At 62.2% G+C, this 19,522-nt stretch carries 17 protein-coding genes; 11 read left to right on the forward strand and 6 right to left on the reverse strand.

Features of this window, described 5'->3' with window-relative positions:
• Nucleotides 1-99: 99 nt before the first annotated feature.
• On the reverse strand, nucleotides 100-1,590 hold the full coding sequence (locus C6558_RS20540) for a sensor domain-containing diguanylate cyclase (protein ID WP_057225019.1): 1,491 nt from the start codon (nucleotides 1,588-1,590) through the stop codon (nucleotides 100-102).
• 265 nt (nucleotides 1,591-1,855) lie between these two features.
• Here C6558_RS20540 and C6558_RS20545 point away from each other — a divergent pair, with 265 nt between their 5' ends.
• From C6558_RS20545 to C6558_RS20565, 5 genes are all read left to right on the forward strand, one after another.
• Entirely contained in the window at nucleotides 1,856-2,986 is a 1,131-nt protein-coding gene (locus C6558_RS20545) for a PspA/IM30 family protein (protein ID WP_057225116.1), read from the forward strand.
• 5 nt (nucleotides 2,987-2,991) lie between these two features.
• Nucleotides 2,992-3,639, forward strand: coding sequence for an OB-fold-containig protein (locus tag C6558_RS20550; RefSeq protein WP_057207353.1), 648 nt, complete (start codon nucleotides 2,992-2,994; stop codon nucleotides 3,637-3,639).
• On the forward strand, nucleotides 3,636-5,315 hold the full coding sequence (locus tag C6558_RS20555) for a flotillin family protein (RefSeq protein WP_057207354.1): 1,680 nt from the start codon (nucleotides 3,636-3,638) through the stop codon (nucleotides 5,313-5,315). The genes C6558_RS20550 and C6558_RS20555 overlap by 4 nt, the downstream gene beginning before the upstream one ends.
• 162 nt (nucleotides 5,316-5,477) lie before the next feature.
• Complete coding sequence (locus tag C6558_RS20560; protein ID WP_057225118.1) at nucleotides 5,478-6,284, forward strand: alpha/beta fold hydrolase; 807 nt, start codon at nucleotides 5,478-5,480, stop codon at nucleotides 6,282-6,284.
• A 113-nt stretch (nucleotides 6,285-6,397) separates the two neighbouring features.
• Nucleotides 6,398-7,405 (forward strand): esterase family protein, encoded by a 1,008-nt coding sequence (locus tag C6558_RS20565; protein WP_057214574.1) that lies wholly within the window; start codon nucleotides 6,398-6,400, stop codon nucleotides 7,403-7,405.
• A gap of 97 nt (nucleotides 7,406-7,502) precedes the next feature.
• On the opposite strand, the gene C6558_RS20570 is transcribed toward C6558_RS20565, so the two are convergent.
• From C6558_RS20570 to C6558_RS20580, 3 genes are all read right to left on the reverse strand, one after another.
• Nucleotides 7,503-8,063, reverse strand: coding sequence for a type 1 glutamine amidotransferase domain-containing protein (locus C6558_RS20570; protein WP_057207356.1), 561 nt, complete (start codon nucleotides 8,061-8,063; stop codon nucleotides 7,503-7,505).
• Between the two features lie 78 nt (nucleotides 8,064-8,141).
• Entirely contained in the window at nucleotides 8,142-8,435 is a 294-nt protein-coding gene (locus C6558_RS20575; RefSeq protein ID WP_128090486.1) for a hypothetical protein, read from the reverse strand.
• 592 nt (nucleotides 8,436-9,027) lie between these two features.
• A complete protein-coding gene (locus C6558_RS20580; protein WP_057225023.1) occupies nucleotides 9,028-9,909 on the reverse strand; it encodes a helix-turn-helix domain-containing protein in 882 nt (293 codons plus the stop codon).
• Between the two features lie 95 nt (nucleotides 9,910-10,004).
• Here C6558_RS20580 and C6558_RS20585 point away from each other — a divergent pair, with 95 nt between their 5' ends.
• Nucleotides 10,005-11,567, forward strand: a complete 1,563-nt coding sequence (locus C6558_RS20585) for a 4-hydroxyphenylacetate 3-hydroxylase N-terminal domain-containing protein (protein ID WP_057225025.1) — start codon at nucleotides 10,005-10,007, stop codon at nucleotides 11,565-11,567.
• 10 nt (nucleotides 11,568-11,577) lie between these two features.
• A complete protein-coding gene (locus tag C6558_RS20590) occupies nucleotides 11,578-12,090 on the forward strand; it encodes a flavin reductase (protein ID WP_057225027.1) in 513 nt (170 codons plus the stop codon).
• A gap of 77 nt (nucleotides 12,091-12,167) precedes the next feature.
• Here the strand turns inward: C6558_RS20590 and C6558_RS20595 are convergent, their stop codons facing one another.
• Both C6558_RS20595 and C6558_RS20600 read right to left on the reverse strand, forming a co-directional pair.
• On the reverse strand, nucleotides 12,168-13,646 hold the full coding sequence (locus tag C6558_RS20595; protein WP_057225029.1) for an aldehyde dehydrogenase: 1,479 nt from the start codon (nucleotides 13,644-13,646) through the stop codon (nucleotides 12,168-12,170).
• Nucleotides 13,647-13,705: 59 nt separating this feature from the next.
• Entirely contained in the window at nucleotides 13,706-15,157 is a 1,452-nt protein-coding gene (locus C6558_RS20600; protein WP_057225031.1) for an APC family permease, read from the reverse strand.
• Nucleotides 15,158-15,464: 307 nt separating this feature from the next.
• On the opposite strand from C6558_RS20600, the gene C6558_RS20605 reads away from it, so the two are divergent.
• The 4 genes from C6558_RS20605 to C6558_RS20620 are packed head-to-tail and all read left to right on the forward strand — an operon-like array spanning nucleotide 15,465 to nucleotide 19,521.
• Entirely contained in the window at nucleotides 15,465-16,247 is a 783-nt protein-coding gene (locus C6558_RS20605) for an IclR family transcriptional regulator (protein ID WP_057225033.1), read from the forward strand.
• Nucleotides 16,247-17,500 (forward strand): Tm-1-like ATP-binding domain-containing protein, encoded by a 1,254-nt coding sequence (locus C6558_RS20610; protein ID WP_084815032.1) that lies wholly within the window; start codon nucleotides 16,247-16,249, stop codon nucleotides 17,498-17,500. The genes C6558_RS20605 and C6558_RS20610 overlap by 1 nt, the downstream gene beginning before the upstream one ends.
• Nucleotides 17,497-18,144, forward strand: coding sequence for an HAD family hydrolase (locus C6558_RS20615; RefSeq protein ID WP_057220701.1), 648 nt, complete (start codon nucleotides 17,497-17,499; stop codon nucleotides 18,142-18,144). The genes C6558_RS20610 and C6558_RS20615 overlap by 4 nt, the downstream gene beginning before the upstream one ends.
• Nucleotides 18,145-18,162: 18 nt before the next feature.
• Nucleotides 18,163-19,521 (forward strand): aspartate aminotransferase family protein, encoded by a 1,359-nt coding sequence (locus tag C6558_RS20620; protein WP_057225038.1) that lies wholly within the window; start codon nucleotides 18,163-18,165, stop codon nucleotides 19,519-19,521.
• Nucleotide 19,522 lies beyond the last annotated feature (1 nt).

Below are 19,522 nucleotides of genomic sequence, written 5' to 3' on the forward strand. Positions count from 1 at the left end.
ATGCAGCAATCCAAAGCGCTACAGCGACATTTGCGCGTCTAATAAGACGCGCGGCGCTGTAGGGCGCCTTGCCTGCACGACAGTCCTGCAGAAACGGTGCTAGGCCGCCGAGGCTGCGCCGCCACGCTCGCTGGCCGCCTTGGCATATTGGGCGTCACGGCTCTCCTTTGTGGCGTATCGCGCCCGCTTCTGCTCGTACATGCTGAGGTCCGCTCGCTTGACCAGCGCCTCCATCGATTCGCCGGTATCGCTGGTCGAAACGCCGAGCGATATGCTGAGGGGAGCGTTGGAATAGAACTGGTTGTTGATCTTCAACAGTTCGTTGATCGTCTCGACCATGGTGGCCGCTGCCAGCCGGTCGGCACCCGGCATCAGGATGGCGAACTCGTCGCCGCCGATGCGGGCGGCATGGTTGGGCTGCGACACCGCACCGTTCAACACTTCGCCGAGCCGGCGCAGGAGGGCATCACCGGCGTCGTGGCCAAGCTGGTCGTTGGCCGCTTTCAGGCCATCAAGATCGATGACGATGGCCGAGACCGGGCGAAGCGACTTGCGCTCCAGCCTGTTCAGCTCGTCCATGTAGAAGGCGCGGTTGTGCAGCTTGGTCAGCACGTCATGCTTGCCGAGATATTCGAGATAGGCCTCGGCCTTCTTGCGTGCGGTGATATCGGTCAACGCCACCTGGACCAGCGACCAGTCGCCTTCATGGCCCGGAAGCACGGAGAATTGCAGCAGGACGTGGCGCTCGGAACCGTCGAGCGCATAATTGACCACCTCGCGGTGGTGCAGAAGATTGCCGTTCCACAGCTCGATCAACTGCTCCTTGAAGTGCTTCTCCATCTCGTTGCGGAAAATGTCGCCGAGACGCTGCAGCAACGTGTTCCGATCCGGCGCGCAGAACAGGTCGAGCGTCGCCTGGTTGATGTCGATGACCCTGATCTCGCTCATGCACTGGCGCACGAACTCCGGATGGACGTCCGTGAACACGCGAAAATCGACGATCCCTCGATGACGGACATCCTCGAGCAGCAACTTGATGCGACTGAAGTCCTCGACCCACAACGACACCGGCGAATGCTCGAAGATACCTTCGGCGTAACGGCGGTTGGCCAGTTCGCTGCGGCGCGCCTCCTCACGCGCCGTGACATCTTCCGTCGTCAGCAGCAACCGGCCGAGCGTGTTCTCGTATCCTGGTAGCACCGAGCCGCGCAGCTGAATGTCGAGCCTGCGGCCAGACAGCGTGTAGTTGACCGCGCTGCTGCTGAACTCGGTCTTGCCCTCCCACAATTCGGCAAGCTCATTGACATGGCTGTCGAGCATTTCATCGCGAAAGACCTTCGACAGGTTCGCGGAGAGGTGATCGAGATCCCTGGCTTCAAACAGGTCCAGTGTCCGGCGATTGACCTGCAGGACACGAATTTGGCTGGAGCAGGCGGCGACACGCGTCAAGTCTTCTCTGAGATAGGCGCGGATATCGACCACGCCCTCGGCCCGCCAACGATCGAACTGCGTTGTGACCCCGCTGAAATCCTCGATCCACATCGCGATCGGCGCCAGATCAAAAATATTGGTGTCGGAAGAACCTGTCATTACTGTTCCATCTCGGTTCGCGGGGAGAGGGTTCCGTGCAAGGCGCATCGCCTTTGAGTGCATTCTAACGGTCTTTAAGTAAAGATGCCTAAATCCTCAACCGCAGATCGCCGTCGATGCGAACCATCCGCTCAACACACGGCTGTCCGATCGATACGGCGTTTGCTTCGGTTACCGGCCGTCACACCGCATAGTAGAAATATTTGCAACCTGAGGTCACCACCTCCTTGAAAGCACCAAATCGGTGCTTTACATCAGATGCATGATGCAAATGACCCACACGGCGATCCTTCGCTACCGTCTCGCGCCCGACGACCAGGCCCGGCGCGCGTTGGTGGAAACGTTCGCCGCCTATGCGGCGATGCTGGCCCTGCTCGAGGAGCTGACGGCGGAAAAAGGCGGGGCAAATCTCGTGACCCTGCACGAGCTCGCCTATGAAACCGTCAGGGAGCACACGGGCCTTCCGGCGCGCTTCGTCACGCTGGGTCTGCGCGATTTCGCCTCAAACCGCGGACGTCCGAGCGATCCGCTGCGGCTGCCGCTCGACGAAAAGCTGTTTGCGATCAAGGGGCCGGCGGACCTGACGGTCGCAACCGTGCGTGGCCGTGTCGCCATCCCCTTCGACGTGGCGGGCTATTCGCGCGGCACGCTCAACATTTTTTCGGCCCAGCTCGTCGCCGATCTCGGCGGTTATGAAATTCACATCGGCGTCACGCCACACACGGATCGAACGGAGGAAGACATGATGATGAATGAAGGCATTCTTTCGCGCATGGGCCGGCTGATCGCCGGCATCGCCAACGCCGCCGTCGACAAAGCGGAAGGCACCAACAAGGTCGCCGTCGTCGAACAAGCCTTGCGGGAAATCGATGCCGCCGCCGAAGAGGCAAAGGCAGACATCGGCAAGGCGCGGGCTGAGGAATATCGCATTCAAAGTCGCCGTGAAGAAATCGTCGCCGATCTGAACATGTTGGAAGAAAAGATCCACATGGCGGTCTCGTCCGGCCGCGACGATCTCGCCAAGGCCGGTGTTGCCCGCCAGATCGACCTGGAATCCCAGACCGCAGCGCTCGACAAGGCGCTGGCCGATGCCCGGATCCATCTCGATGAGGGACAGAAGGCGCTGCAGGCCGTGTTTGCCACCCGCCGCGAAGCCGAAGCCAGACTTGCCGATCTGAAACGCAGCCTGACGCAGTATCCGGACGAACCGGCGGCAGCAAGGGCACGCAACAACCCCGCCGATGGTGCCGCGCGAGCCGCTGCCGCCGTCTCCCGCGTCACCGGCGTTCCCGCCGGCAGCAACGCGACCAGTGCCGAGCTCGACGAGCTCGACCGGCTTCACCGCGAGCAAGCGATCGAAGCGCGGCTGGCAAAGTTCAAAGCCGGAAAGGCCTGACCCCGATGGAGCTCTTTTTCGCTCCTGAATGTTTGCCCTTTGCGATTGCCGCCATCATGCTGGCGGCGTTGACCGCAATCGAGATGCTGTGCCTGCTGCTCGGATTTTCCCTTGGCGAGGTGATCGACAAGGCCGGGCTCGATGAGCACAACGGCATGGCCGGGCTCCTTTCCTGGCTGAATGTCGGCGGCGTCCCGATCCTCATCCTGGTGATGCTGTTGCTGGCCCTGTTCTCGATGACCGGGTTCGTCATCCAGAGCATCGCCCACAGTGTCTGGCTGCCGCTGCCGGCCATGATTGCCTCCATCCCGGCGCTTCTCTTGAGCCTTCCCGCAGTCAGGACATCGAGCCGGGCCGTGGCGCGGATCGTGCCGCGCGACGAAACCTATGTCGTCGACCTCTCCGAGTTCGTCGGCCAGACCGCCGAAGTGGCCGTGGGCCCGCTCGATCAGGGCCTGCCGGGGCGCGTGCGCCTCAAAGACAAACACGGAAACTGGCACAATCTGCGTGCCAAAGCCGCCAAGGGCGAAGCTGCCATCGCCATCGGTACACAGATCCTCATCGTCGACCGCGCCAAGGATGTCTTCATCGCCATTCCCGCGCCGGAAGACCTTCTCACTTCGCCAAACACCACCTCCATGGAGCAACAATGATCTTTGATCTTCTCCTGCCCGCCGGCATCGGCGTCGTCCTGATCCTCGGCATCGGCTTCGTGCTTGCATCGCTCTATACGCGATCGAGCCGGGACGAAGCCTATGTCCGCACCGGCCTCGGCGGCCAAAAAGTCGTCCTGGACGGCGGCTCTATCGTCCTGCCGATTTTCCATTCGATCGCCCGGGTCAATCTGAAGACCCTTCGTCTTGAAGTTCGCCGCGGCGAAGGCGACGCGCTGATCACCAAGGACCGCATGCGCGTCGATATCGGCGCCGAATTCTACGTCCGCGTGAAGCCCGACGCGTCGTCGATCGCGCTTGCGGCCCAGACGCTTGGCGACCGCACCAACGATGCGGAACAGCTGCGCGTGCTGATCGAGGCGAAGTTCGTCGACGGCCTGCGCTCGGTCGCCGCCACCATGAGCCTCGACGCTCTGCAGGAGCAGCGCATGGATTTCGTCAAGGCGGTTCAGGAAGCGGTTGGTGCCGACCTGCAATCGAACGGCCTTGAACTGGAGTCCGTGTCGCTGACACGGCTCGACCAGACCGATATCAAGCACTTCAATGCCAACAACTTCTTCGACGCCCACGGCCTCGCCGCGCTGACGCGCATCACCGAAGGCCGCAAGAAGGAGCGCAACGAGATCGTGCGCGACACCGAAGTCGCCATCGCGCAGAAGGATCTTGAGGCTCGCCAGCAGTCGCTGGCGATCGAACGAACCAAGCGGGAAGCGGAACTGAACCAGGAACGCGACATCGCCAACAAGTCTGCAGCGACCCGCGCCGAGACCGCCCAACAGGAGCAGGCCGCCAAGCGCGCCGAAGAAGAGGCCCGCATCGCCACCGAGCAGGCCATTGCCGAGCGCGAGGCGGCCGCCAAGCAGGTGCGCGAAAGCGCCAATATCGAGGCGACCCGCACGGTCCAGCAGCGCGATACGGAAGCCAAGCGCGACCTGCAAATCGTCGCCCAGGAAAGTGCTATCGCCGTCGCCAACAAGAGCCGCGAGGAGTCCGAGGCGAAAGCTCAGGCTGAAACCGCACGCGCTCTGGCAATCGCCGCGGAAGAAAAGGTCGGCACCGCCAAGGCCGTCGAAATTGCCGAGCGCGAACGCCAGATCGCCGTCATCGACGCCCGCAAGACTGCTGAAACCGAAGCAACGGCCGTCACCGTCGGCGCCGAAGCTGAAAAGCAGGCGGCCACTGACCAGGCCGATGCCATCAGAACCCTTGCAACCGCCGAGGCTGAGGCCGCAGTGATCAAGGCCAAGGGCATTCTGGAGACCGGCAAGGCGGAAGCCCAGAGCGAGGCGCTGCTCAACGAGGCGCGCAACAAGCTCAGCCCCGCCATCATCGAGTTCGAGATCCTGCGCGAACGCATCCGCATCATCCCGCAGGCGCTGGCCGAGGCGGTGAAGCCGATCGAGAAGATTTCCGATATCCGCATCTTCGACACCGGCGGCATGCTGGGTCGTGGCGGTGCCGGTGCGGGCGGCGCAAGTGGTATCGGCATGGGCGAAGGCCTTGCCGGACAGTTGCTCGCCTACCAGGCCAACAAGCCGATCCTCGATCGCCTGCTGAAAGAAGCCGGCTTCGAGGGCGACAACGCGGTCTCTTCGCTGCTTGCCAATCTGCAGGGCGACGAGCCCAAGGAACTGGAAGTGCTCGAAAAAGACTGAGTTTTTCCAATCGCGCCGGCCGCCTCCACATGGCCGGCGCAGATTGAACCTAGGCGAAGACAACAGCCTACCGAACATTGGAACAAGCACCCGCTACCCTTGCGGCAATCGTCACGGTCTCTATCTGACGGCGTTCCTGCAGCGCTGAATGGGATGTATGCAATGACCTTTCGCGACCTTGATCTGACTTATGTTGAAAGCCACGGCATCCCACCGCTTCCGGAGCCGGACGAACAGGGCTTCGTCGAAAACGAAGGCGCACGCATCTGGTATGCGAGCCATGGTTCCGGCCCCGCAGTCATCCTGCTGCATGGTGGCATGGGAAACAGCGGAAACTGGGGCTATCAGGTCCCGGCAATCGTCGAAGCCGGCTATCGCGCTGTCGTCATCGACAGCCGCGGCCACGGCCGCAGCACACGCGACGCACGTGAATACAGCTACCAGCTGATGGCCGCCGATACCCGCGCCGTCATGGATCGGCTAGGGATCGAGAAGGCCGCGATCGTCGGCTGGAGCGATGGCGCCGATACTGCCCTGATCCTCGCCCAAGAAACGCCCGAGCGCGTTGCCGGCATTTTCTTCTTCGCCTGCAACGTCGACGATACAGGCACCAAACCGTTCGTGTTCACCCCTGTTATCGGCCGCATTTGGCAGCAACATCAGAAGGACTACGCCGCATTCTCGGCGACGCCAGGTGATTTCGACGCGCTCTCGGCAGCCGTCGAAACGATGCAGCGGACACAGCCCAACCTGTCGGCGGCAGCACTTGCCGGTATCTCCGTGCCCGTGGCCGCGGTCCTTGGCGAATTTGACGAATTCATCGAGCAGGAGCACATGACCTATCTCGCCAAAACGCTACCTGACGCGACGCTTCACGACCTTCCCGGTCTCAGCCATTTTGCCCCATTGCAGGCACCGGATGTTTTCAATGGCGCCGTGATGACGTTCTTGACGAGCATCTTGCGCTAGCGCCCTACGCGATCCCGAGAGCCGTCCTTTCGAAGGGACGTCTTCAAACCGACGATAATGGTGGCTCGTGTCGATTGCGCGCGATACAACCGGGGAGCGATCAGGAGGAAAGAATGCGGAAGTCAGATTATCCCAAGGGCACGGTGTCCCGTCTCAGCGTCGACAGCGACGTGCTTAAAAGCAACAGGCTCGGGGATCCGAGCCGCCGCGACGTCGATGTCTATATCCCGGCAAACCATGATGGCGCCGGCCTGCCGTTGCTCGTCGATCTCGTCGGCTTTACGGCCGGCGGCCCTCTGCACACCGCCTGGAAAGCCTTCTTCGAGAACGTCCCGGAGCGCCTGGACCGGCTGATTGCGACCGGGCAGATGCCGCCGGTGGTCGTCGCCTTTCCCGATTGCTTCACTTCTCTTGGCGGCAACCAATATGTCAACAGCGAGGTCGTCGGCCGTTGGGAGGATTTCCTCATCGACGAGATGCTTCCGGCAGTCGAAACCCGCTTCGGCTGCGGCGGCACCGGACGGCGCGGCGTTTTTGGAAAAAGCTCGGGTGGCTACGGCGCGTTCTCCCACGCCTTCCGGCGGCCGGATGTCTGGGCTGCGGCAGCGAGCCATTCCGGAGACGCCGGCTTCGACCTGATGGCGGCTGACTTTCCCATGGTGCTGCGCGCGCTTGCGCGGCATGATCTCTCGATTGAAAGCTGGTTTCGAGCCTATGAGGCCCGGGAGAAACATGCCGATGAGGACATCCCCGTCCTCCTCGTTTTGGCCCAGGCGGCAAGCTACGACCCCGATCCCAACCTCGAGGCCTTCAAAGGCCTGCGGCTCCCGGTCGATCTGGAGACCTGCGAGCTGATCGACGACCGCTGGCAGAATTGGATGGCGTGCGATCCCGTTGAGCTCGCCAAGACCCATGGGCACAACATCGGCAAGCTCAAGGCCTTCTACATGGATTGCGGCACTGTGGATCAGTACAATCTGCTCTACGGCAATCGCCGCATCCATCGGACGCTGAAGCAACTCGGCATCGAACACACCTATGAGGAGTTCGAGGACAACCACAATTCGGTCGATTACCGCATGGATGTCAGCCTGCCCTTCCTTGCCAAGGCGCTGCAGTAACGAGCGTCAATGGCCCGACCGGAAGCAAACGCCGGCCGGCCATGGTGTCTCGAGATGCGGCGATACCTGATGGCGGTCGCCCTCGTTTCTGTCGAGTTTAAGCGGCACGCCGATCGTGGCGACCCTCTTCGATCTCCTCGACGATCTTGGCAACAAAGGCGTCGAGATCGTCTGGCGAGCGGGAGGTGACGATACCGTGGTCGCTGACGACCTTCAGATCGACCCATTGCGCGCCGGCATTCTCGACATCCTTGCGGATGGAGGCATAGGACGTTGCCTTGCGCCCCTTCAAGGCGTCGGCTTCGACAAGCAGCCACGGCGCATGACAGATGGCTGCCACCACCTTGCCCGACTGCACGAAATCGGTGACGACGCGCATCGCGTCGGGGTTCTTCCTTAGCAGGTCCGGGTTGATCTGCCCGCCTGGCAGCACAAGCGCATCAAAATCTCGCACGAACACGTCCTTTGCCGTCAGGTCGACGTCAACGGTGTCGCCCCAGTCGCCCTTGTCCCAACTCTTGATGGCCCGTTTTTCCAGCGATGCGATGGTCACTTTGGCGCCGCGCTTTGACAGTTCGTCGCGCGGGACGTGCAGTTCCGAGCGCTCGTAGCCGTCGGTAGCGAGGATCAGAATTTTGGCTGTGTCGATCGATGGCATGGCGAAGTCCTTCCCGGTTTGTGAACCCAGGGGTAGAACCGGCTGCGAATGAAATGGTTCCGACCTTCTGCAAGCCCTTCAGGGCGCAAGCAACCAGAACACCAGCCCGGAAAGAAGGATGAAAAGGGCGATCAGCCTGGCGAAGCGCTGCATGCCGTGGGATGTGTCGTCGCCCAAAAGCGCGTTCCACAAGGCTCCGCCGGAAGCATCGACGTCGGTGGTTGCCGCAGACGCCGGCGCTTGTTGCGCTGACACTGCCGAACTGTAATCGTGAGGACGCGGCTGCCGGTTCACCGTTGTGGATTCGTCAAAATAAACCCCGGCGCTGACAATCCCGCCGTCGCCGGCATCTGCCACCTGGCTCTCACGCAACACGCGATCCTCCGGCTCCGGTCGTCCCAACAGCGCGTGAAGCCAGGCACGGCGCGCCTGAGCCGTCGCCGCGTGACGTGGCCATTGCGCTGACGGCAGCAGCATTGCGGACGTGCGTCTGCCTTTCGGGTGACGGACTGACATCTTGGGGCCTCCCGTAACAACAATACACCGGAAACGCGTTTGTTCCATCACAACACGGTTCACCGCCCGGAAAACGCGAAGGGCGGCAGACGTCTCGTGACCACAGCACCTGCAAGCTGACGAACGGCAGGCCCGCCGCCGCCCGATGCGGGAGAGCCCCGAAATAGAAAAGGCGCTCGACCCTTGACGGGGAGCGCCTTTTCTTGACCCGGACAACGTCAAACGCGCGGGCTTAGCCGCTGCAGGACGCCATCGATACGGGTAGTGATGCCCTAGATAGTCAGTGGCTCAGGGTTTTCAAGGCCCAATCATGATTATCCCGGAAATTGTTTGATCGGCACGGCAAAGACACTTTGTCGGGCCGGATCCGATCGGGATTTCTTCCACTCGGCGGTCCGTAATGAAGCATGGATGAACGCATTGTCGGGACAGATAGGCAAAGTCGTAATCAGGATGGCACCATCGCGTCCGCCAGCTTGAGCCGTCGCCAGTCGCTTGGCGCCATGCCGGTACGCAAGCGGAAGAAACGGGAGAAGTAGGCGGCATCCTTCAGTCCGATCTCGTAGGCTATATCTTCCAGTGATCGAACGGTGAAAAGCAACAGACGTTTGGCTTCCAGCAGCCGGCGCTCATTGATCAGTTCCTTCACCTGCATCCCGAACGCGGCATTGCTGGCCTTGGCAAGCAGGTGCGGGGTGGTCGCAAGAGCACTCGTATAGCGCCCAACCGTCCAGTTCTCGCGAAAATGCGCATCGATCATGCGCCGCAACTGTGTTGCGAGCATCATATCGGGGGACTGCGACGGCGATGGCGCGGCGGTGGCAAGGCGCGCGATCTGCGTCAGGATCGCCGATACCAGCGATGCCATCATCGACTGGGTACCGAAAGCTCCCGTGCCGTACTCCTCTGCGATCATGTCCATCAATGACGATAGGCGCTGCCACTGCCGGTCGTCCCGGGCGCCGGCAACCATGATCGGCGCATCGAGCGCCAGGACTGTTCTCTCCCGGGCGGACAGCATCAAGCCGTCGGCGATCGATATTACGAAAGCATCGCTTTCCAGCGGTTCGACGGAGAAACCGTGCACGATACCGCTTGGCACGAAGCTGACGGCTGGCGCGGAAAAGTCCAAAACCTTGTCTTCGATGAAATACGACCCACGTCCGCGAAACCAGTAGGTCACCTGGGCAAGTTGATCATGCTTATGGGCCCTGACCTGTCCTTGATGCAGTCCACGCCGAGCCATCACCGTTTCGACGTGGAAGAACCCCGGTTCGAGCTGTTGTTCCGGTTCGCCGTAGACAAAGAAGCTTGGAATGATGTCGGCCATCAACCACCCGAAAAAGTGCAAGTCATTTTGGCATTCTGTCCATGGCTGCCTCGACAATCAATGCCTAGTCTTGACGAAACTCAAGGAGGAGAACCATGAGAGCTGAGGATTTTCGCGCCGACAAGGCGCGCCCGTTTACCGGGGCCGAATATCTCGAAAGCCTGCGTGATGGCCGCGAGGTCTATATCAACGGCGAGCGCATCGCGGATGTGACCACCCACCCCGCCATGCGCAATTCGGCCCGCTCGCTGGCAAGGCTCTACGATGCGCTGCACGACCCGGCGAGGAAAAAGACCCTGACCGCCCCCACTGACACCGGCTCCGGCGGCTACACTCACAAATATTTCCGCGTCGCCCGATCGTCTGCCGACCTCGTTGCCCAGCAGGGCGCCATCGCCGAATGGGCGCGCATGTCCTACGGCTGGATGGGACGCACGGCCGACTACAAGGCGGCGTTGATGAACACGCTTGGCGCCAACGCCTCCTGGTACGGCCCGTTCAAGGACAATGCGCTCGCCTGGCACAAGCGCGCCCAGGAGGCGGCGCTGTTCATGAACCACGCGATCGTCAACCCGCCGATCGACCGGCATAAACCTGCCGATGCGGTGAAAGACGTGTTCGTTCATATCACCAAGGAAACCGATGCCGGCATCTATGTCTCCGGCGCCAAGGTGGTGGCGACGTCGTCGGCGCTGACGCACTATAATTTCCTTGCCCAGAGCTCGGCAACAGTGACCGAGGATCCGTCGCTCTCGGTGATGTTCATCGTCCCGATGAATGCGCCTGGAATCAAGATGTTCTGCCGCGTCTCCTACGAGCAGACGGCCAACACTGTCGGCCATCCCTTCGACTATCCGCTGTCGTCGCGCTTCGACGAGAACGATGCCATCCTGGTGCTCGACAATGTGTTCGTGCCCTGGGAGGACGTGCTCGTGCTGCGCGATGCCGCCAAGATCCTTTCGTTTCATCCGGCATCGGGCTTCATGCACGGCTACTGCTTCCAGGGTTGCACCCGCTTTGCCGTCAAGCTCGACTTCCTCGCCGGCCTGCTGGCCAAAGCGCTGCGGGCAACCGGCGGCGACGCGTTTCGCGGCAACCAGGCAGCCCTTGGCGAGGTCATCGCGCTTCGGCACATGTTCTGGAGCTTTTCCAATGCCATGGCCTACAACCCCATCCCGTGGGCGGATGGCGCCGTTCTGCCCAATCTCGAAGCCGCACTCTCTTACCGAACGTTCATGTCGGAAGCCTATCCGCGAGTGGTCGACACCATTCGCCGGGTTATCGCGTCCGGCCTCATCTACCTGCCGTCCTCGGTCAGGGATTTCGGCAATGGCGAGATCGATCGCTACCTCGCGCAATATGTCCGCGGCTCCAACGACATGGGGCATATCGAGCGCATCAAGATCATGAAGCTGCTGTGGGACGCGACCGGCACCGAGTTCGGCGGGCGCCATGCGCTCTATGAACTCAACTATGCCGGCGCGCCTGAAGAAGTCCGCCTGCAGGTGCTGAAGGGCGCCGAGCGCGGCGGGCGTCTGAAAGAGATGGAAGCCCTCGTCGACACCTGTATGAGCGACTACGACCAGCATGGCTGGACCGGCGACACCTGGCTGCCGCCAATTGGCGCCGAGGCGCCGATCCGCAATGCGGCCGAGTGAGGCGATTGCCATGGAAACGGCTATCTCCAAGACCGAATTCCGCAACGCGATGGCGCGGGTCTGTGCGCCCGTCAATGTCGTCACCACCAATGGACCCGCCGGGCGCGGCGGGTTCACTGCAACGGCGATGTGCTCGGTGACCGACGACCCGCCGAGCCTGCTCGTCTGCATGAACCGGAACTCGACGCAATGCGGCCTGTTCATCGACAACCGGCGCTTCTGCGTTAACGTGCTCAGCCACGACCACACCGAGCTCGCCGGCCATTTCGCCGGCGCCACCAAGGACATGGCAACCCGCTATGCCGCCGCCGACTGGGTCGAGATGCAGTCGGGAAGTCTCGCTGTGAAGGATGCGATCGTCTCGCTCGATTGCGAACTGGCGGAAGCAAGATTGCTCGGCACCCACCACATCCTGATCGGCCGCGTCGTCGGCATAAGATCGCGTAGCGACGGCAACGCGCTCCTCTACTTCGATCGCAACTACGTGCACGTGCCAACACAGCTCGGCAGTTTCGGCGGGTAGAATACCGAAATACAAAAACGAAACGGGCCGGTGTTCAACTCCGGCCCGTTTCGTTTGGTGGCGATTATTCGCTGCCCTCAGAGCTGGATCCAGGCGGTCTTGAGGTCGGTGTATTTGTCGAGCGCGTGCAGTGACTTGTCGTGGCCATTGCCCGACTGCTTCACTCCGCCAAGCGGCACCGTATTGTCGGCGCCGCCATAGGTGTTGACGTGCACGACGCCGGCCCGAATAGAGCGCACAATGCGATGCGCCCGCGACAGGTTCGCGGTCCAGACGGCCGCCGCAAGCCCGTATTCGGTGCCATTGGCGATGCGGAGCGCGTCGGCTTCATCGTCGAAGGGGATGATCGAGAGGATCGGCCCAAAGACTTCTTCTCTGGCGAGCGTCATGCCCGGATCGACGTCAAAAATCGTCGGCCGCATGTAGAAGCCGCCCGTTTCCTCGAGGATACGCTTGCCGCCGGCCCTCAGCCGCGCGCCCTCGGCTATCGCTTGCTCGGCGAAACCGAGATTCTTCTTAAGCTGGATTTCGCTGGAGATCGCACCGGCCTCGGTTGTCAGCAGTAGCGGATCGCCGACCTTCATGTTTGCTGCGATCGCCGCAACCTTCTCGGTAAAGGCCTCGTGGATCGATCGCTCCACCAGCAGGCGCGAGCCGGCAACGCAGACCTGGCCGGAGTTGCGGAAGATACCATAGGCTGAGATTTTCGCCGCCTGATCGAGATCCGGGGCATCGGCAAAGACGATGTTGGGCGACTTGCCGCCTAGCTCCAAATAGACGCGCTTGAGGTTGGAGCGCGCCGAATATTCAAGCAGTCGCCGGCCGACGCCGCCCGAGCCGGTAAAGGCGAGCACGTCGATATCCGCATGGAGACCGATCGCCTCGCCGGTGACCGCCCCCCTGCCCGTCACGACATTCAACACGCCCTCAGGCAGGCCGGCTTCGGCGCAAAGTTCGGCGAGCCGCAGCAAGGTCAGTGACGCGCCCTCTGCAGGCTTCAGAATGACCGAATTGCCGGCCGCGAGCGCCGGCGCGATCTTCCAGGCGCCGATCATCAGCGGAAAGTTCCAGGGAACGATAGCGGCGACAACACCGACGGGTTCGCGAAGAACGAGCCCGAGCACGTTGTCAGCGGTCGGCGCGATCTCGCCGTAGACCTTGTCGATCGCCTCGCCGTAGTAGCGAAAGGTACCGGCGGCGCTGCCTGGCTCAGCCTTCAGCGCCATCGAAATTTCGGTGCCATTGTCACGTACGCCGAGAACGGCAAGTTCGAGAGCATTTTTCTCGATGAGTTCGGCTATGCGCAGAAGCACCTTCTTGCGCTCCGCCGGTGCAGCCCTCGACCATGTGCCCTTCTCAAAGGCCGCCCGGGCGGCACGCGCAGCGGCATCGACGTCGTCGACATCAGCATCGGCGATGGTCGTGAGGCGCGTGCCATCGATCGGGGAAATGACATCCAGCATCCTGCCGGACTGGGCGCCGCGCCAGTTGCCGCCGATGAAGAGCTTTTGCGGCGGCACCACATTGCGGCGCAACTGGTCGATTTTTTCCTGCATGTTTTCCGTTCCATGTGTCAGGCAGAAGAGCGGCCGATTGCTCGGCCGCCCCTATCGGATCAGATCTCCTGGCCGGCGCCAAGCCGGGCAAATTCGAGCGGACGGCCCGATTTGAGCATCGCCGCCAAGCCAAGCCCGATGACGCCAGCGATAACGACAAGTCCGGGCAGGAAGACCGCAAGCAGACCGGTGGCGCCGGCGAGGTCGCCGAAGTTGATCGCAATGGCGATGATCACTGCAATCAGGATGATGCCTGTGATGACCGGGATGATCTTGGTCACCAGCGCATTCGATTCCAATCCCGGATTGCGATTGAAGAAAGCGACGATGGCAAAGGCGGTAAACGCCATCAGCACCATCACGGCCAGCGTGCCGACATTGGTCAGCCAGGAAAACAGCGCCAGCACCGGATCCTGTCCGGTTGCCGCAAACAGCGCAACGACAAGCACAGCTGTAATCGTCTGGATGACCGAGCCGGCGTGCGGGCTATGGTAGACCGGATGGGTGACGCCGATCGAAGCCGGCAACAGGCGCTCGCGGCCAGCGACGTAGAGATAGCGGGCGACACCATTGTGAAACGCCAACACGCCGGCAAACAGGCTGGTGACGAAGAGTACATTCATGATCGGCGGCAGCCAGCCTCCGGCATAGCGCTCGGCGAGACCGAAGAGGAAGGTGGTCGGATCGGCAAGGCCCTGCAGTTCCGGCACCAGCTTGTCTGCACCGGCCGCATTCACCATCAGCCAGGATGTCAGCATGTAGAAAACGCCGATAATCAGCACGGAAATATAGGTCGCGCGCGGCACGGTCCTGTGCGGATCGCGGGCTTCCTCGCTGTAGATCGTCGTCGCCTCGAAGCCGATGAAGGCTGCAAAGCAGAACAGGATGCCGATCGACGGCGAGCCGGACATCAGGGCCGAAGGCGCGAAGGACGTCATCGTCAGGCCGCTGTCGCCGCCCTTGGCGATGATCGCAACGTCGATGACCAGCACGACGAGATATTCGAGAATGACGAGCACCGTCAGCACTTTCGCTGACAGGTCGACGCGGCGGTAGCCGAGAACGCCGACAATCGCGATGCCGATGAAGGTCCAGACCCACCAGGGCAGGTCGAGGCCGAGCCCGGCAAAGAGGCCGGCGGTCGCCGCGCCGAACAGGCCGAAGACGCCGATCTGCATCGCGTTATAGGCAAGGATCGCGATCATCGCGGCGGCACCGCCCATCAACCCGCCGAGCCCCTGCGCGGTATAGGCGTAGAAGGCGCCGGCGTTGCGGATATGCCGCGCCATGGCGACGTAGCCGATCGAAAACATCAGAAGGATCAGCGTGACCAGCAGAAACGTGCCGGGAATGCCGGCGCCGTTGCCGAGCAGCATTGCCAGCGGCACACCGCCGGCGACCGCCGTCAACGGCGCGGCGGCCGATACCACGAGAAATGTGACGGCACCGACTCCGAGCGCATTCCTGCGCAGCTGGTTGGCGCCGGTTGCGGGCGACGATTGATTGTCCATAGCTTCTTAGCTCCCCTTTTCTTGGCACTATTTGCCTTCGCCTCAGGTCCATCTCTCCAAAGGCATCCTCCGCGAAGCTGCTGCTGACCATGTTGCTTTTTGTTCTTGGCCGCGCGCAATAATCGGTTCAATATTCAAACCGTTGCTTCAAATATAGACTTGCAAATGCCACGGCGACCTGTCAAGTTATTTCGCATGTTAAGTATCTCGGCCGGATAAAAACGCGATACGGGCGACCAAACCGCCTGGGAATCAAGGGAACAGGCATCGGGATCACTGACGGCGGCGCTCAACGACGGAGGACTGGATGAGCACCATCGGTAAGGCACTGACCCTGTTGGACGCGATCTCGCGACTGGACAGGGAAGTGGGCTTGAGCGACATCGCCAGGCATTGCGTGCTCGACAAGGCGACGGCGCGACGCTTTCTCGTCGAGCTTGAAAAACACGGTTTCGTCGAACAGGATCCGGATACCAAGCGCTACCGCATCGGCGGCGCGCCGGTCCGGCTTGCCCGCATCCGGGAAGCACGGTTCCCCTTTCTCACGCTCGCCATTCCATTCGTAAAAGAGCTTGCCAGCACATCAGGCGAGACCGTGCATCTCTCGGAATTCGTCGCCGACCGGCTTTCGACCGTTCACGTGGAAGATTCGCCGCGCGCCCATCGGGTCATCGTCGACATCGGCAGCGCGTTGCCCTTCCATGCGACCGCATCCGGCCACGCCTTCCTCGCCTTCTGCCCGGCAAGGCAGATCGAAGATGCACTGTCCATGCCCCTTGAAGCCTTCACCGAGTACACGATCACGTCGAAAACAGAACTTCGCCGCCTGCTCGTAGAGACCGCCCACCGCGGCTATTCGATCAGCCAGCAGGGGCTCGAAAGCGGCGTCATCAGTGTCGCCGCCCCGATCCGTGCGCCGGACAGCGTGCCGATCGGCGCGATCGCCGTTGCAGCCCCGCAGGTGCGCGCCAATGCCGACACGATCGAGCAACTCGGACCGGCAACGGCGGCGATCGCGAAACGCATTTCGGAGAAATTCTTTGGGTTGGAGCAGGTGCCTGCCAATCCGCTGGCAAGGAGGGCCGGCTGATGAATGCGATGAACCGTCTACCCAACATCCTTGTCGTTGGGACGGGAGACACCAAATGCGAAGAGCTTCAATTCATGGCATCCGTCATTCGCGAGGCCGGTGGCCTGCCTGTGATGATCGACGTCAGCGTTCTCGGTGATCCGCCCTATGCGCCGGAATATTCCCGTCACGATATCGCCAAGGCGGCAGGCACGTCGATCGTAGCGATTGCCGCAAGCGGCGACGAAAACAGTGCGATGGAGTTGATGGCCAAGGGTGCGGCGGCCCTCACCCGCAGCCTCTACGATGCGGGCCAGGCCGATGGCGTCATCATTCTCGGCGGTTCGATGGGCACGGACCTGGCACTCGACGTCGCTGCAGCCCTGCCGCTCGGCGTGCCGAAGTTCGTCGTCTCGACGATCGCCTATTCGCACCTGCTGCCGCCGGAACGCATCGCGCCCGATCTGATGATGATCCTGTGGGCGGGCGGACTTTACGGCCTCAACGGCATTTGCCGGTCGGTGCTTTCGCAAGCCTGTGGCGCCGTCGTCGGGGCGGCGCGCTTCGGCACCAAACCGGACAAGGAGCGGCCGCTCATCGGCATGACCTCGCTCGGATCGAGCTGCCTCAAATACATGAAATACCTGAAGCCCGAACTTGAGCGCCGCGGCTATGACGTCGCAGTGTTTCATGCGACCGGCATGGGCGGCCGCGCCTTCGAGGCGATTGCCGCACAGAACGGCTTTACCGCCGTCTTCGACTTCTGCATCCAGGAAGTCAGCAACCATCATCACGGCACCGTCGTCACGTCAGGGCCAGATCGGCTGGAAAATGCCGGACGCGCCGGAATTCCGCAGCTTGTAGCACCGGGAGCAGTCGATATGGTCGACCTGCCCGCCTGGCAGGCATTGCCCGCAGCCTTAGCTGGCCGGCCCTATCATGCCCACAACCGGCTGCTGGGCTCGGTGACGACATCGCCAGAAGGCCGGCGCGAGATCGCCCGCATCATCGGCGGCAAGCTCGCCGTGACCAGCGCCGAAGTCGCCTTCATCCTGCCGCTCAAGGGCATCCAGGAATGGGACAAGCCGGTGGAACCGCTGCACGAACCTGAAGCGCTCGACGCCTTCATCGACGAGATGCGCCGCGCCGTCCCCTCCTCCGTCAGCCTTCATGAAATCGACAGCCACATCAACGCACCGGAGTTTTCGGCAAAGGCGCTCGCCATCTTCGACGACTGGATCGCCCGCGGCGTGATCCCGGGAGGCCGCCCGTGACGGATCGCGCTCTCATCCTCGACTTCGGCGGCGTCGTTACACGCACGCTGTTTGAAACCCACGATGTCACCGAGCGCGCGCTCGGCCTTGCCCCCGGCAGCCTGACCTGGCGGGGGCCGTTCGACACCGCCACCGATCCACTCTGGGTGTCGATGCAGAGGCGCGAGATCACCGAGCGCGACTATTGGACGGAGCGCACCCGCGAAGTCGGGCACCTCGTCGGTGAAGACTGGACGGATATGAAGACCTTCGTCCAGCGCGCGCGCGGCGCCGAGCCGGAACTGGTGCTGCGCCCGGAAGCGCGCGATGCGATCCTACAGGCCAAGGACGCCGGTATCAGGCTCGCCATTCTTTCCAACGAGCTCGATCTTTTCTACGGGGTCGAGTTTCGCAAGCGCTTCCCGCTGATCCAGCTTTTCGACGTCATCGTCGATGCCACCTACACCGGCATCCTGAAACCGGACCCGCGGGCCTACGAACTCGCACTTTCCGAGCTCGGCCTGCCGCGAGAGGCCTGCGTCTTCGTCGACGACCAGAAAAAGAACATTGAGGGCGCCGAGGCAGTGTCCCTGCCCAACGTGCACTTCGATGTCACCAGACCCGCCGAAAGCTACGCCAGAGCCCTCCGGATGCTCGGCATTTGAACTGACCAGGAGCAAGACATGCGCGAAACCAATTTCCTCATCGAGAACAACGCCCGCCACCTGTGGCATCCGATGGCACACCCCGCCGAAATGCACGCGACGCCGCCGCGCATCATCAATGCCGGCGAGGGCGTGGAGATCGTCGACATCCACGGCAAGAAGGTACTCGATGCGGTCGGCGGCTTGTGGAACGTCAATCTCGGTTATTCCTGCGAGCCGGTGAAGAAGGCGATCCGCGATCAGCTCGACGACCTGCCCTATTATTCGACCTTCCGCGGCACCACCAACTCGCCGCTGATCGAGCTTTCCTATGAACTTGCCGAATGGTTCAAGGAGGATGGCCTCAGCCGCTCGTTCTTCACCTCGGGCGGCTCGGACTCGGTCGAGACCTGCCTTCGCCTCGCCCGCCAGTACCACAAGCTCAACGGCCAGCCGGAGCGCACCAAATTCGTCGCGCTGAAGAAGGGCTACCACGGCACGCATTTCGGCGGCGCGTCGGTCAATGGCAACTCTAATTTCCGCCGCAACTACGAGCCGCTGCTGCCGGGCGTCTTCCACCTTCCCGCCCCCTATACCTACCGCAATCCGTTCGCGACGACGGACGGCGCCGAGATCGCCAGGGGCATTGCCCGCCTCTTCGAAGACGAGATCGCCTTCCAGGGGGCCGACACCATCGCCGCGCTGATCATGGAGCCGGTGCTCGGTGCCGGCGGCGTGATCGTGCCGCACGAAACCTTCATGCCGCTAATGCGCGAGATCTGCGATCGCCACGGCATCCTGCTGATTGCTGACGAGGTGATCACCGCCTTCGGCCGCACCGGCGCCTGGACCGGTTCGCGTCTTTGGGGTGTCAAGCCGGACCTGATGTCGACGGCCAAGGCCATCACCAACGGTTATTATCCCTTCGGCGCGGTGATGATCTCGGACAAGGTTGCCGAGGCTTTCGAGACCAACAGGACGGCTGCCGGTTCGATCGGCCATGGCTACACCTATTCCGGTCACCCGGTCGGTGCGGCTGCCGCCCTTGCAACCCTCAAGGAAACAAAACGCCTTGATGTGGCGGCCAATGCGGGCGCGCGCGGCGAGGAGTTGATGGCCGGCCTGCAAGCTCTGAAGGCCAACCACGACCTCATCGGCGATGTGCGCGGCAAGGGCCTGATGTGCGCGCTCGAACTGGTGTCGGACCAGGCAAAGAAATCGCCGGCTGCCAAGGACGTGGTGCAGAAGGTCCAGGACGCAGCCTATGAGGCTGGTGTCATGGTCCGCACCTCCGGCCCGAACGTGATCCTGTCGCCGCCACTCGTGATCACTGCCGAGGATGTCACGCGCATTCTTTCGGCGCTCGACGCCGGCCTGAGTGCTGCCGGGGGCAAATGAC

It is taken from the genome of Ensifer sp. NM-2, from assembly GCF_003024455.1.
Taxonomy (GTDB): Bacteria; Pseudomonadota; Alphaproteobacteria; order Rhizobiales; family Rhizobiaceae; genus Ensifer; species Ensifer canadensis.